Genomic DNA, 14,734 nt, shown 5'->3' with positions numbered 1-14,734 from the left:
TGTCATTCAACCTCTTTTCTTTCTATTCCGGTTCCAGTATAATAAAATTGGTTTTACCAAAATATGGGGAAAGGAGGGGGCAATATAAAAATTTATCAGCCGGTGGCAGTGGTTGGTTTCAGTTTTGGCGGCGCACTGCTCATTATGTCCCTTCTCCCTTTTGGTTACACTGTATTTGCCATTATACTGGCGGGGATGGTTTTCGCCGGGTTTCTTATTTTTTGTTTACTTCGTGGTTTTAACCTTAACCGGGCAGTTATGTGCGTCGCGTTATTTATGGTGCTTATAGGAGCGTTGGTCAATACGGCACAAAGAGTTTATTGGGCCCATGAATCGGCTAAGTTTCCTATGACTTCCGTAAAAGTGACGGGAACGGTAGAAGAGACTTTTTCCAGCAACGGACAAACCCGGAGCTATCTCGTAAAAACCGAAAAAATCGGCGTCGGGGGGATGTCACAAAAAATGAAGATTTTGCTGTACGGAACCGCTGATGCCGATTTCCACGTGGGGGAACGAATTGCCTGCAGCGTCACCGGTTTTCGCAATATACCCAGCCGCTCACAATTAGGAAGAGGAGCCCAGGTGACAGGATGGATGGCGGCAGGAACTCAGATGCTTCTCACAGAGGCGCCTCCCGACGAGCAATGGATGGAAGATTTGGTCTTCCGCCTCAAGGTCAATATTAAGCGGGCGGTGCCTTCTCCCTACGACTCGATTTTGATCGCCATGCTGCTGGGGGATTCCAGCCAAATGGATGCGGGGCTCTATGACAGTTTTAATTTGACGGGGATTTCTCATATTTTATGTGTTTCCGGCCTACATATCACCCTGATCGGCGCATTGATTACCGGGCTGTTTCAGCTTGTCTTTGGAAAACGGTTTTTTTCCGACATTATGGGCCTTTCGGCAATGATTTTTTTCGTTATCCTGACGGGCGGAAAGGTATCAGCAGTCAGGGCTCTTGTTATGGCAGCGACTTTGATGCTCACCCGGCATATTGTACGGGATTACAGCCCCATCAACACCTTGGGTGGCGTGGTTTTATTTTTTTGTATATTAGATCCATCCATTGTCTATCACGGAGGATTTCTAATGTCCGTCGTTTCGGTATGTGCCCTTTGTGCAGTGTCTCCCTGTTGGACCAAGGCGGTGCTACAAAAATTTTGCATCCAAAACGGATTGCTTCAGTATTTCGTGTCAATCCTCTGCTCATCAAGTGCAGTGGCAGTTTTTCTGATTCCTATAATGATGCTGTTCAACGGATACACTTCACTGCTGTCGCCCATTGCGAACCTTCTCGTTTTGCCTATGGTACCCTGCGTCATGATTCTGGGAGCGGTCTCCGCCATCGCGGGCGGGGCAGTCGGCGCATTTACTGGTCAGATGGGCGGTGTGTTGCTGAAAGTTATGGTTTCCTTTACCGAGATGCTTGGAAAAGCACCTTTTGCCATCCTTCCGTTAAACCTTCCCTATGTGTCCATCTGGCTTTTTGGCACTGCTCTGCTGATTCTCATATTGATGGCTGCGAAAAGGCTTCGAAAAAACAAAAAATGGATTGCGGGGGTCAGCGTGGCGCTTCTGACAATTGGAATGGCGACTCACTTTATTAGCAGTCACAATACACTCCAGATTACAGCCCTCAAAAGCGGTGGTTCTGGCAGCATCGTCGTGTCCCAAAACGGGAAGGCACTCGTTATTGGATGCGGCGGCGCAGTGGCGCAGAAAACGGTGTATTACATGCGCTCTATCGGAATTTATGACTTTGAGATGCTCGTTATACCCCAAAACAAAGCCCGGTATGCAGGCGGTGTTGCAAGACTTGTGAAGCTTTCGGAACCGGTGGTGATTTTGGCACCAGAAGAGGGGAACTATCTTTCCGCCGCTTATGATTTGCCCCACAGCAATTTAATGACATTATCCGCCTCCAATTGGGAGGTGCTGGACGGAATTTCACTGAAAGTGGGAGAAGGGGAAACGCCTCGAATGGTTCTCAGTGGCAACGGACAGGAATTTTTTATCGACGCAGACGGAGCGCTTGGTGTTTTGCAGGACGGTAAGGAATGGCTTTTGGAAAGAGGACAAAAAGGCGACACATTGGAGCCAAAATATGATATAATAACAGCAGAGTCCATTGAAAAGTTGGAACAGGCTAATTTTGAGTCAGTGGACCGGGGAGAAACCGTGGTGGTGCGGGTAGCCAAAAATGGGAAGATGACTATAAGGGGGAAATAAAATGCCGTTTTTGTCCGATATTGAGCTGGGAAAGTGCATTCGTGAAAATCAAATCGAGCCGGTGTATTTCCTCTACGGAAAGGAGACCTTTCTATCGCAGGGGTATCTCAAAAAACTCATTGGCAAGGCAGTCCCGAAGGGGACAGAAAGTTTTAATCTTCAGCTGTTTGACGGGGCAGCATTGGATATGGTATCCCTCCGTGTAGAAACAGAGGCCCTTCCGCTGATGGCCCAGAGAAAATGCGTCGTTTTAAAAAATCCTAATATTGAAAAGCTGACCAAAGCGGATTTTGAAGAATTGATGGAGATGGTGCAGGATCCGAATCCTACGACAGTGTTTATTATCTTTGTTAACGCCTATGACTTAAATCCCAAGAAGAGCGCCAAGGTACGCAAGTTGGGAGAAGCGGCGGCCAAAAGTGGCGTGACGGTGGATTTTTGTCCCAAAACGGGGAGTGAACTTATAAAGATAATCAAACAGCGGGCCGCTAAAGCAGGCTCCACCATTGAATCGCCGGCAGCTTCCTATCTCGTCGAGCGATGCGGCACTTCCTTAGAACAACTGACAGTAGAAATTGACAAGCTAACAGCCTACAGGCCACAGACTGAAATCACGAAAAAGGATATTGAGACCGTAGCGGGAATCAGCTTGGAGGCATCCGTGTTCGATTTGTCCAAGGCGATGATGCAAAATAACTTTAATAGGGCGTTTGCCATTTTGGATGAGCTGTTTTTATGCCGGCAGGAGCCGTTGGCAATTCTGGCGGTGCTCAACATGACATTTGTTGATCTGTACCGGGCGAAAACGGCAACCCTTGCTTCTAAATCGGTGCAGGATGTCTGCGAAATATTTGCCTATAAGGGGAAAGAATTTAGGATGCGCAACGCTTTTCGGGACGTACCTCGGTACTCAGTGAAAACACTGAGGAGCTGCCTGGAGATTTTGGCTGAAGCGGACATTGGACTCAAAACCAGCCGGACAGATGGTCGCATAGCGGTCGAAAAGGTCCTCTCTTCTATCTTACAGGTAATAAATGTACAGCGGTCGTGATGAAAAGGCGGGAACAGATTGATTATATGCAAACAGCCGGTGATCGTCGAAGGAAAGTATGATAAAATCAAGCTTTCTGCTCTGATTGACGGGACGATTATCGAGACAAACGGCTTTACGATATTTAAGGATAAGGACAAATTGGAGATGCTGCGGGTATTGGCCCAAAAAACGGGTCTTATCATTCTCACGGATTCCGACGCGGCAGGATTCAAGATCCGTAATTATATTCGCTCCGCTATTCCGGAGGGGGAGCTTATCCACGTCTACATCCCCGACGTTTATGGAAAAGAGCGACGCAAAGCAGCGCCCTCCAAAGAGGGGAAGTTGGGAGTGGAGGGAATCGATTTACAGACCCTCCGCCAGTGTTTTGAAAAAGCGGGAGTGACGGCGGAAAAGACAAATGGCCGCAGAGAAGAAATAACCAAAGCGGATCTGTTTTTATGGGGACTGTCGGGAACTGATGGAGCTTGCGCTAAGCGGCAGGAGCTTTTGCAGAAGCTTAATTTCCCCGAGAGGATGAGTACAAAGGCATTGCTCCCAGTATTAAACACTCTTTTTTCAAAAGAAGAGTTCTTGGAAGTGCTCCAGACAATAGAGTAATCCTATAGGAGGGAACCCAGTGGTCTTTTCCAGTATTACCTTTTTGTACATTTTTCTTCCGATCACCCTTTTGGTATATTATTTAGTTCCGGCAAAGGCGAAAAACTGGGTGCTATTTGTATCCGGGCTCGTCTTTTACGCCTGGGGAGAGCCGGTTTATGTTTTTATTATGATTTTGTCCACCCTGATTGATTATACAGCGGGGCGACTGATGGACTTCTGGAATGATGACGAAAAAAGAAGGAAAATTTTGCTGATTTGTTCTGTTGCCATGAATTTGGGGTTGCTGGCAGTTTTTAAATACAGTTCATTTATTATCGACAACATAAACGCTTTGTTTCACGGTGGGATACCGGATCCGCAGCTTCCACTTCCCATCGGTATTTCCTTCTTCACTTTTCAGAGTATGTCGTACACCATTGACCTTTACCGGCGGCAAATCAAGGTACAGAAAAATTTTATTAATTTTGGTGCTTACGTTACCATGTTTCCACAGATTGTGGCTGGGCCCATCGTGCGGTATCAGGATGTGTCTAAGGAACTGGAGAGCCGGAGCATCACGGTGGGGGAGACGGCGGATGGTATTGGATTGTTCACAAGGGGCCTGGCAAAAAAGCTCTTGCTGGCCAACAACATCGGGCTTTTGTGGGCTCAGGTCAGGGAAATGCCTATTGATGCTGTTCCTGCCGCCACAGCGTGGCTCGGAATTTTAGCGTTTGCTTTCCAGATATACTTCGATTTTTCCGGGTATTCTGATATGGCTTGTGGGATAGGCAAAATGCTGGGCTTCCATTTCCCCCAAAATTTCAATCTGCCTTATACTGCCAAATCCATCACTGATTTTTGGCGCAGGTGGCACATTACTTTGAGCACCTGGTTTAAAGAATACCTTTACATACCACTGGGTGGAAACCGGAGTGGAACGGTAAGAACCATTCGTAATCTTTTAATTGTATGGGTGCTGACTGGCTTTTGGCATGGAGCCAGTTGGAATTTTGTATGTTGGGGGCTGTACTTTGGGGTGCTCCTGGTCTTGGAGAGATTTGTATACGGAAAAATCTTAAACAAACTTCCCTCTTTTGTGCGGCAGCTTTATACTTTTGTGCTGGTGGTATTCAGCTGGGTACTCTTTGAGATGGAGACCCTGGGAGATGTAGGGAGATACCTCCAGGCTATGTTTGGAGGAGCGGGTTTTGCCGATAGCCGGTCGATATATCTTTTGCGCTCATATTTTTTATTGTTTCTCCTTTGTATCTTTGCTTCGGGCAGCTGGGGTAAAAAGGTTTACAGCCAGTTTTCAAATCGCTGGCCCGCAAGGGCGCAGGCCTTGCTTCCTGTTTCTGTCATTTTGCTGATGGCAGTGTGCACTGCCTATTTGGTCAACGCAACCTACAATTCATTTTTATATTTTAGGTTTTAAGGGAGGCTGAGGATGAAATATCAAAAGATAACCATTGTTCTGTTTTTCTTCCTGCTGGCTCTCATTCCGCTGCTGATATTTCTGCTGCCGAAACAGGAGTTTTCTCAGGAGGAAAACCGGTATTTAGCGGATTTTCCGGAGCTATCGCTGGAAGCGATCACGAATAAAAGTTTTATGGATGAGGTCGATGTGTATGCGGCTGACCATTTTCCCCTGCGTACGTCCTGGATTGGAATGAAAACCCATCTTGAGCATCTTTCCGGGCTAAAAGAAATAAACGGCATTTTTGTTTTAAAGGACCGCCTTATTGAAAAGGTAGACCAAATTGATTCGGAAAACATCCGAAAATCTGTCAAAGAGATGAACACTTTTGCGAAGCGGTTCGAAGGCTCCACTTCTCTGATGCTGATTCCCACAGCGGCGGAAATTTATAGGGATATGCTTCCTAACGGTGCGCCGGGAGTCGTGCAAAAAGAGCAGATCGACAGGATTTACGGACAGACGAAGCAGATTGCTACCATCGACGCCTATTCTTCGCTGATGTCCAATGCCCAAAAGCTGACTTTTTACCGTTCCGACCATCATTGGACTTCTTTTGGCGCTTACCTGGGTTACAGTGCAGCATCGAAGCAGCTGGGATATACGCCGATACCAGCGGAACGGTTTAACGTGGAGCATGCAAGCCATCAGTTCCGCGGTTCCCTTTACAACAAAATCATTTACGATCGGATAGAACCGGATAGTGTTGACCTGTACACTTATGGAAACGGTTCCCATGTCCGAAAAGTGGATATTTTTGATGGAAAAGAGTGGACAGAAGCAGACGATATCTATTTTCGGGAATATTTAGAGCAGAAAGACCAGTATTCGGTTTTTTTAGGAAAGAATCAGCCTATTGTTACTATCCATACCGATGCCGAAAACGATAGCAAACTGCTGATATTCAAAGACTCCTACAGCCACTCGTTGGTGCCTTTTTTGGCGCTGCATTACAGTAAAATAACCTTGGTTGACCTGCGATATCTTACCAAATCCTTTGAGAACTGGATTGATTTGGGCGATTACCAACAAGTGCTTTTTTGTTATAATTTTAAAGATTTCGCCATTGACAACGATGTACAGAAAGTGAATATTCCAAAATAAAAACCAGCTGGAGTTTTCCGGCTGGTTTGCCATTTATGCAAAAAGGGAGGGGTAATACGTAGAAGACAAAAAGAGTTTTAGAAATTTTACTTTGCCATGATAAAGTTCTTGACAGAATGCCTTTACAGAGATAAAATAATAAGAGTGAGAATAGGTTGTTTTCTGTGCAATATTCTCACCTTTTGACACATTGTTGCTGTGGGTCAAAATTGTTTTTTATAGTTTGCTTTCTTTAAACCAAATCTTATGCGGTTAAATCCATTAAATATGGGTTTATATGGCATCGGCCTTTTAAAAAGCAAATTGTAAAAATAGTTGCAATTCGCATGCGGATTGCCTATGCCTGTTTTGTCAGGCAATTTGCGGTTATTTCATACCCGCAATGATACTATTTTTTGAAACTTGAAAATAAAATTAGAAGAAGGAGGAAATGTGAAAGAATGAACGATATCGGCAGTATAATTCTCTACTGCTGTATTACTTTTGTGGTTACTGCAATCATAGTTGGTCTTATTTTCTTTAAAATAGGAATTGCATATAGGAAGAAAGTTGCTGAAACTGAAATTGGCAATGCCGAAGAACAGGCACTTAAGATCATTAACGATGCCCATAAGAACGCAAAAGCTAAGGAAAAAGAAATCGTAGTAGAGGCGAAAGAAGAAATTCACAGGATGCGTGCTGAGGCAGATAAGGACATTAAAGACAGACGCAGCGAAGTGACCCGGCAGGAAAGGAGAATCCAGCAGAAGGAGGAGACTCTTGACCGGAAAATAGACAACTTGGAGAAAAAAGAGGAAATTATCCAGCAAAAACATCAAGCGGCGGAGGAGCAGCTGGCGGAGGCGGAGAAAATTAAAAAGAGCCAGATCGACCAGTTGGAACGCATTTCCGGATTGACCGCTTCTCAGGCAAAAGACCAGTTATTGGATGCCTTGGAAAGCGAATTGGCACATGAGAAAGCTTTGAAAATTTCAAATTACGAGCAACAGTTGAAAGACGAAGCCGAAGATAAAGCCAGAGACCTTTTATCCCTTGCCATTTCCAGATGTTCGGCAGATCACGTCAGCGAAGCTACTGTCTCGGTGGTTAACCTGCCCAACGATGAGATGAAGGGGCGCATTATTGGTCGTGAGGGCCGCAATATCAGGGCCTTGGAAACCCTGACAGGAGTTGACCTCATTATCGACGATACCCCGGAGGCAATAACCCTTTCCTGTTTTGATCCCGTTAGAAGGGAAATCGCAAGGCTCTCTCTTGAGAAACTGATTTCGGATGGAAGAATCCATCCCGCTAGAATTGAAGAAACTGTGGAAAAGTCAAAGCGGGAAGTAGAGCAGAAGATTAAAGCTGAAGGCGAACGCGCCATGATGGAAACCAATGTTCACGGTTTGCACCACGAACTGGTAAAACTCCTGGGCCGTTTAAGATACAGGACTTCATATGGGCAGAACGTGCTTAACCACTCGATTGAAGTGGCACATCTGGCCGGTATTATGGCGGCTGAGCTAGGCGTTGATGTGACTATGGCCAAACGCGCGGGCTTACTCCACGATATCGGCAAGGCGCTGAATCACGAGATTGAGGGCTCTCATGTCCAGATTGGTGTTGACGTATGCCGCAAGTATAAAGAAAATTCTCAAATTCTTCACGCCATTGAAGCTCATCACGGCGATGTGGAAACCAAAACCGTCATCGCTGCTTTGGTTCAGGCGGCAGACGCTGTTTCGGCCGCACGGCCCGGCGCCAGAAGGGAGAACCTGGAAAACTACATTAAGCGGCTTGAGAAACTGGAGGAAATTGCCAGTTCCTTTGACGGCGTGGAAAAATGTTATGCGATCCAGGCTGGCCGCGAGATCAGAATTATCGTCAAACCAGAAGTGGTTAAGGACGATGATATGGTACTTATTGCAAGAGAAATTGCAAATCGGGTGGAAAACGAGCTGGAATATCCCGGACAGATTAAAATTAATCTATTGCGGGAGAGCAGAGCGATCGATTTCGCAAAATAAATTATAATGTTGGGCGACGTCCCGCATGAAAAAAGGGGCAGAGGATACTCTGCCCCTTTTTTATAGAAATTTTAAGAATGACTGTTCGGAGGTAGATGATGTATACCAGGCTTGTCAGTGCAGGACTTTTTGGCATGAACGCTTATCTTGTGGATGTAGAAATCGACCTGATGCGAGGAATGCCGTCCTTTGATATCGTTGGCCTGCCCGACGCTGCGGTAAAAGAAAGCCGAGATCGGGTGCGAGCCGCCTTGAAAAATTGCGGGTACGAAGTGCCTGTCAAAAAGATAACGGTTAACTTGGCCCCAGCAGATCTGAAAAAGGCAGGCCCTATGTATGATTTACCCATTTTCTTGGCGCTTTTAGCCGCCAGCGGCCAAACCGAGGCGGATTTTACCGGAAGCATGTTCATCGGCGAGGTGGCGCTGGATGGAACGGTTCGCCGGGTGCAGGGCGTCCTGCCTATGGTCATCGAAGCAAAGGAAGCAGGACTTAAACGAGTTTTTGTACCCGCGGAAAACGGCCGGGAAGGAAGCGTTGTACAGGGAATTGAGGTGTATCCGGTCCACAGGGTACAGGATGTGGTGGATTTTTTGGAAGACCTTCGACCTCTTTCTCCCGCTGAACCGATGTGCTTTGCTCCGTCGAGCTGCGTGTCAGATGCAGATATGGCGGATGTAATGGGGCAGGAGTTTGCCAAACGGGCGCTGGAAATTGCGGCGGCCGGCGGACACAACGCTTTACTAATTGGACCGCCCGGCTCTGGCAAAAGCATGCTGGCCAAACGGATTCCTTCGATCTTGCCGGACATGACTTTTGCAGAAGCCATAGAAACGACGAAAATCCATTCCATTGCGGGGTTTTTGACGGAAGAGGAGCCGCTTGTGACTGTGCGGCCTTTTCGGGCGCCTCATCACACTGTATCTCCGGCGGGGCTGTCCGGCGGCGGGGCGATTCCCAGGCCCGGCGAAATTTCTTTGGCTCATAACGGGGTTCTTTTTCTGGACGAGCTCCCAGAATTTTCACGCCCGGCCATGGAAATTCTGCGGCAACCCATCGAAGAGGGGACGGTGACTATCTCCAGAGTTAACGGAACGCTGTCCTATCCCTGCAATATGATGGTAATTGCGGCGATGAACCCCTGTCCCTGCGGTTATTTCGGGCATCCAACCCGAGCTTGTAATTGCTCGCCATTTAAAGTATCCCAGTATCTTAATAAGGTCAGCGGCCCGCTGTTGGATCGGTTGGATCTTCATATCGAAGTAGCGCCGGTGGAATTTCAGCACCTGTCAGCGGGAAAGAAAGCGGAACCCTCTTCTTCTATTAAAAAGAGGGTAGATGAAGCGAGAAAAATTCAAAGAAAGCGATATGAGGGGACGTCGATTCTTTGCAACGCAAATTTAACGCCCCACATGCTGCGGGAATTTTGCCAGGTGAGCGAACAGGGAATGAAGGCCTTAAAAAACGCATTTGAAAAAATGGGGATGAGCGCTAGAGGCTACGACCGGATTTTGAAGGTTGCGAGAACCATTGCGGATCTGGATGGATGCGATAGGATTGAGCTTACACACATTTCAGAGGCGCTGCAATACCGCAGCCTCGACAGGAAATACTGGCAGCACAATAATTAAGGAGTATTTCTGCTTTTTACCTGAAAAGGTGCAAATCCGGCAAATAAAAAACCGCTCCCAATCTGGGAGCGGTTTGATCTTATGATCTGCTGAGACGGTCCAGCCATACGCTTGCAATATCCAATGCCTGGTACAGCCCTTGTTTTTCCGCCTTCTTTAATATAAGCTTATCGGGCGGTAAGGTCAGATCTGTAGACATCATCTGAAGCGAAATGTTCTCTGAAAGCGGAAGGTCCTCGAACGCTTTTTGGGAGTGAATCTGCATCATAACCACGTAGGGGGCGTTCATATCCCCATAGTAAATAGTTTTTCCGCTGCGAACGAGGGGACGTCCTTTATATAAAAAGAAAAGTTCATTATTAGGCATCTATTTTCCTCCTTGATTTTGATATTATAATATGTTAACATAAAAGAAACCTTGTGTAAAGGCAGAAAATGTTAATTTTTACAGAATCAGAATTTTTAGTGGAAAGCTCTTGACAATATTTGTGGAATCATGTATAATTTTACCTGTTGCTGAACATATCGTCAAAGCGTTCAGCTGATTTCAGGAATGCGGCACCCGTCTCACAACATGCCACGATTCCAGGATGATTTGGCCCGCTAGCTCAGTTGGTTAGAGCGCTAGCCTGTCACGCTAGAGGTCGTGGGTTCGAGCCCCATGCGGGTCGCCATTTTGTCCCTCTTTTCTTTGACTGGGGGTCCTGGGCGGTATGCCTCTGTAGCTCAGTCGGTAGAGCAGGGGACTGAAAATCCCCGTGTCGTTGGTTCGATTCCGACCGGAGGCACCATATATGCGGATTTAGCTCATCTGGTAGAGCGCCACCTTGCCAAGGTGGAGGTAGCGAGTTCGAGCCTCGTAATCCGCTCCATTATCCTATTCAAACGCCCAGAAATAGGTTATACTCAAGGGCTTGTCCCTTAACCGCAGGTTCGTGCTGACCCTGCGGTTTTCTTTTGTTCAAATTAAATGTGGATAAATAAAATTGAACTTTTTTGTTTTTTATACGTTTCATAAATACGGAAGGATAATTCCCTTTAATTTCTTCTTTACTTTTTAGGACTCACGTGCTATACTCATAACTGCGGCAAGTTGTTCCGATAATAGCTGCGGCGGAGACGTTCCGGCCTTACTTCTGACAGCGGGGTACCCCCTGTGTCAAAAAGAAAGGCATCTGTTGCATCGAATTTGCAACTTTGTGGAAAGTCACCATAAAAGATAACGTTTTGAACAAAAATCGCGTTTATTTCGTTTTTTTTCAAAAACCCTCTTTACAACCGCAATCTTATTTGCTATAATCGGAGCAGAACCTAGTATCTGGGAATATGTTTATGGATGAAATTTCCCCAACAATTTCAGAAGTAAAGGTTTTCTGGAAAACGGTTGTCACAAAAATCCGTGGCTTTGATGTTTGTGGCTTCAAGTTGCAGACATAATTACCTCGGGGCGTTTGACAAATACATTATTTTGGAGGATGAAAACACATGAAAAAGATTTTGGCGCTTGCTTTGGCTGCGACCACTGCGTTTTCCATGTTTGGCTCTAGCCTTTCCGCTTCTGCCATTGACTACATGGATGAAACTGCGTTTTTGAACGACTACAACGCTACTTCTGTTACCATCTCTGCTAACAAAATTACTGTTAGCCAGCCTGTTGCAGACAAAGACGGTAACGTTGCAGAAACCAAAACCTACGAGATCACCGAGAGACAGGATCTGTTGAACTTTGCTCAGCACATCGTTTTGGGTGACACTCCTTCCGGTGCTCCCCAGAGCTACGAAGCTTGGAAAGCTTGGTCTGGACAGGGCGCTGCTGATAACAGATATGGCATGATCTACATGTATGACTACGCTTTGGATAAAAACGTAGAGAACGATGATGCTTATGAGTCTGCTTTGAACGATTTCAAAGATTACGTTAATCAGTTGAAGAACCCTCAGACAAACGGCAGCTACTCTATCGAAAGACTGTTTAGCTACTGGAAAGAAGCTTACCGCACCTCTCCTGAGGTCAACGTACTCAGCGGTGGTACTTCCAATGTTCGTTGGTCTGCCATCAATGATGCAAAACTGAACTCTAACAATGTTCGTCAGTACATGACCTACGACAGCAACAAAAACCCGATTCCTGACATGACTCAGTTTGATCCTCAGGATGCTGCTGACTACAATGTGTATCCTTTGATTACTGCTGTTTACAACCTGGGCAGAAACGAGTCTGTTATCAACAGCTCTGCGACTTCCAGAATTGTTTACATTAACAAAGAGTACACCAGAGTTATCGACGAAGTTTCCTTTGCTGACACCACCAACGCTATGGACGACTACTATGAACTCCTTTCTCAGATCAATGAGTATGAAGAAAGCGACTACACCGCTTCTGCTTGGAGAGACGTTCAGTCCTATGTTGAAAAAGCTGAAGCTGCTGCTGAGAAAGCAGTAACTGTCAACGACTGGGAAAAAGCTCTGAAGTATCTGAAAAATGCTGACGCTGTTAGCGCGAAAGCTGTAGATTACTCTGCTATGCAGACTGCTTTGATGTCCCTGTATGCTGATGCAAACGGCAAGACCAAAGTTTCCTACATTGAAAAAGCACCCCCACAGGGCAATGGTTATGTAGGCGTCGGCGGCAACTACCTGTATCAGAAATCCGACTTTAAAGTAAGAAATGGCTACTCTGATGAGTGGAACAATTTCGCAGTTGATACCTTTAAATCCAACTCCAGCAGCAACCCTGTTGTTGACGAGTACTCCGCTTATTCTTGGGCTTCTAAACTGTACTACGATGCTAGAAACAGCAACGGCAACGTAAAACAGAGCCAGCTCGACAAAGCTTTGGAAGACTTGAATGAAGCTGTTGACGCTTTGACTGCTACTAACTCTGTTGACGAGTGGCGCATTGTTAAACTGCAGGGCCTCGTTGACAAAGCAGCTGGCTTCCAGGAGTCTGACTTCAACACCTCTTCCAGAAAATGGACCACTTTTGTAAATGCTCTGGATTCTGCTGAAAAGACCCTTGCTAAAGCTAATCCTTCCTCTTCTGAACTCGATCGCGTAACCAACAGTTTGGATACTGCTTTGACCGACATTAAGAGCTCCGCTAAATCTGTTCCTTCTGCTACTAAAGATGAACTGAAAGACACCATCAAAGAAGCTGACAAACTGATTGCTAATGTTTCTACTCAGACTGGTGCTCAGGTTGCCGCTTTGAGAGAAGCTTCTGACGATGCTGCTGATGTTTATTCCAGAATCGGTATCTCCGGCAAAGACAAAGCAGTTATCTCCGAAGTTGAAGGTGCTATTGCTGACCTGAAAGAAGCTATCGTAAACTTTAACAATCCTCAGGGTTGGAACAAAGTTGATGGCAAATGGTACTATGGCGAAGGCGCTGAAAACTACAAAGGCGACTGGTACAAAATTGGTGCTACTTGGTTCATGTTCAATGACGACGGTTCTCTGAAAGTCAGCGAATGGTTCCAGAGAGACGGCAAATGGTACTGGGCTAACGAAAACGGCGGTCTGGCAGTTGGCTGGGCTAAAGTTGACGGCAAATGGTACTTCTTCAAAGGCAACAATGCTATGAAGACTGGCTGGGAAAAAGTTGACAACAACTGGTACTACCTCTCCTCTTCTGGAGCTATGGTAACTGGTTGGAACTGGATCAACGGTAAATGCTACTACTTCTACAACAGTGGTGCGATGGCTGCAAATACCACCATCGGCGGCTACAAAGTAGATGCAAATGGCGCTTGGATTGCTTAATCGTTTAGATTAGTAGTTAAAAGAGACCTCCTTGGAGGTCTCTTTTTTTATGTAAAGGAAATATATAAGTATGATATGGGATTGCCTTAAATGCCCCTAAATTGCATAAATACATTAATAAATATTCAAGAAAAGCGTTTGGCGGAAAAAAATTGCACGATAATATGCGAAGTTTTGCCTTGGCTATGTGGTTGGAAGCAAAAGTTACAGAGGAGCTATCTTAGCTGTGTATATCAGTAGAGCTACCGTCAAAAATTGAAATTTAAATATATAAATAGTATTTAAACAATGAAAAATACAATGAGTACAGTAGCAGAGTGGTGCTTTATGGGAAACGGCACAGATAAAATAAAGAACAAATTGCAGAATACCATATAAATTTGCTGATAAACTCCTAATGGGTAAAGTCAACTTTGGTCACAAGGCGCTAAACAATCGTACAAAAGTATAATTTAGTTAAATAGAGGCAACCAAGACAAATCTATTTTAAAGGTAAAATTAAAATTCTAATATATTTGTAAGGCATAAAAGATATTACGAAAACATAAGTTAAAAGTGTCAAAGTAGACTGAAAAAAGATAAAATTGAAACATAAACCATAAAGAATGCTGAAAAGGGAAGAAAGAGGGAGAACGGTGTTGACAAAGGGGGAAGGGTGTGGTAATATAGACAAGCTGTCACTTGAAGGCCAGGAAGAAGCGGCGGAGAGGATAGCGGCAAGCTCTCGGTTCTGCAAAACATTTCTAAAAAAGTGCAGAAACCCTCTTGACATAGGGGAAGAGAGATGATATAATAGAAAGGCTTCGGAAGAGGGCATGTCCGGCGGAGGCGGGGGATGCAAAGGGAAGAGGCGCCTAAAGGGAAGGGACTGAACCGGCCGAGA

General features: G+C 45.6%; 9 protein-coding genes and 3 tRNA genes. 11 read left to right on the top strand and 1 reads right to left on the bottom strand.

Features of this window, described 5'->3' with window-relative positions:
* Window positions 1-63: 63 nt before the first annotated feature.
* The 7 genes from H8710_RS09705 (at window position 64) to H8710_RS09675 (ending at window position 10,089) form a co-directional block, all read left to right on the top strand.
* The gene (locus H8710_RS09705; protein ID WP_346727107.1) at window positions 64-2,232 is read left to right on the top strand and encodes a ComEC/Rec2 family competence protein; all 2,169 of its coding nucleotides are present in this window, start codon (window positions 64-66) and stop codon (window positions 2,230-2,232) included.
* 1 nt (window position 2,233) lies between these two features.
* Window positions 2,234-3,283 (top strand): DNA polymerase III subunit delta, encoded by a 1,050-nt coding sequence (gene holA / locus H8710_RS09700; protein WP_249295338.1) that lies wholly within the window; start codon window positions 2,234-2,236, stop codon window positions 3,281-3,283.
* A gap of 18 nt (window positions 3,284-3,301) precedes the next feature.
* Window positions 3,302-3,886: a ribonuclease M5 gene (locus H8710_RS09695; RefSeq protein ID WP_249295337.1), complete on the top strand. Its 585-nt coding sequence runs from the start codon at window positions 3,302-3,304 to the stop codon at window positions 3,884-3,886.
* Window positions 3,887-3,995: 109 nt separating this feature from the next.
* Window positions 3,996-5,306 carry an MBOAT family O-acyltransferase gene (locus H8710_RS09690; protein ID WP_346727106.1) on the top strand — a complete coding sequence of 437 codons (1,311 nt, stop codon included), beginning with the start codon at window positions 3,996-3,998 and terminating at the stop codon, window positions 5,304-5,306.
* A gap of 12 nt (window positions 5,307-5,318) precedes the next feature.
* On the top strand, window positions 5,319-6,449 hold the full coding sequence (locus tag H8710_RS09685; protein WP_249295335.1) for a DHHW family protein: 1,131 nt from the start codon (window positions 5,319-5,321) through the stop codon (window positions 6,447-6,449).
* Window positions 6,450-6,889: 440 nt separating this feature from the next.
* Window positions 6,890-8,458, top strand: a complete 1,569-nt coding sequence (rny, locus tag H8710_RS09680) for a ribonuclease Y (protein WP_249295334.1) — start codon at window positions 6,890-6,892, stop codon at window positions 8,456-8,458.
* A gap of 95 nt (window positions 8,459-8,553) precedes the next feature.
* The gene (locus H8710_RS09675; RefSeq protein ID WP_346727105.1) at window positions 8,554-10,089 is read left to right on the top strand and encodes a YifB family Mg chelatase-like AAA ATPase; all 1,536 of its coding nucleotides are present in this window, start codon (window positions 8,554-8,556) and stop codon (window positions 10,087-10,089) included.
* 79 nt (window positions 10,090-10,168) lie between these two features.
* On the opposite strand, the gene H8710_RS09670 is transcribed toward H8710_RS09675, so the two are convergent.
* Entirely contained in the window at window positions 10,169-10,456 is a 288-nt protein-coding gene (locus tag H8710_RS09670) for a hypothetical protein (RefSeq protein ID WP_249295333.1), read from the bottom strand.
* Between the two features lie 230 nt (window positions 10,457-10,686).
* On the opposite strand from H8710_RS09670, the gene H8710_RS09665 reads away from it, so the two are divergent.
* The 4 genes from H8710_RS09665 to H8710_RS09650 all read left to right on the top strand — a co-directional run bounded on the left by H8710_RS09665 (window position 10,687) and on the right by H8710_RS09650 (window position 13,851).
* Window positions 10,687-10,763, top strand: a tRNA-Asp gene (locus H8710_RS09665).
* Window positions 10,764-10,804: 41 nt separating this feature from the next.
* A tRNA-Phe gene (locus tag H8710_RS09660) sits at window positions 10,805-10,880 on the top strand.
* 5 nt (window positions 10,881-10,885) lie between these two features.
* Window positions 10,886-10,961: transfer RNA gene (locus H8710_RS09655), tRNA-Gly, on the top strand.
* Between the two features lie 613 nt (window positions 10,962-11,574).
* Complete coding sequence (locus tag H8710_RS09650; protein WP_249295332.1) at window positions 11,575-13,851, top strand: hypothetical protein; 2,277 nt, start codon at window positions 11,575-11,577, stop codon at window positions 13,849-13,851.
* Window positions 13,852-14,734: the final 883 nt, after the last annotated feature.

This window comes from Fumia xinanensis (genome assembly GCF_014384905.1).
In the GTDB taxonomy this organism is placed as follows: domain Bacteria; phylum Bacillota; class Clostridia; order Oscillospirales; family Ruminococcaceae; genus Fumia; species Fumia xinanensis.
This window is presented reverse-complemented; position numbering and strand designations above follow the sequence as displayed.

Excerpts from the sequence above, each read along its gene's own strand:
- rny (WP_249295334.1), top strand. The coding sequence starts at position 6,890 with ATGAACGATATCGGCAGTATAATTCTCTACTGCTGTATTACTTTTGTG.
- H8710_RS09705 (WP_346727107.1), top strand. The coding sequence starts at position 64 with ATGGGGAAAGGAGGGGGCAATATAAAAATTTATCAGCCGGTGGCAGTG.
- H8710_RS09670 (WP_249295333.1), bottom strand. The coding sequence starts at position 10,456 with ATGCCTAATAATGAACTTTTCTTTTTATATAAAGGACGTCCCCTCGTT.
- H8710_RS09685 (WP_249295335.1), top strand. The coding sequence starts at position 5,319 with ATGAAATATCAAAAGATAACCATTGTTCTGTTTTTCTTCCTGCTGGCT.
- holA (WP_249295338.1), top strand. The coding sequence starts at position 2,234 with ATGCCGTTTTTGTCCGATATTGAGCTGGGAAAGTGCATTCGTGAAAAT.
- H8710_RS09675 (WP_346727105.1), top strand. The coding sequence starts at position 8,554 with ATGATGTATACCAGGCTTGTCAGTGCAGGACTTTTTGGCATGAACGCT.
- H8710_RS09650 (WP_249295332.1), top strand. The coding sequence starts at position 11,575 with ATGAAAAAGATTTTGGCGCTTGCTTTGGCTGCGACCACTGCGTTTTCC.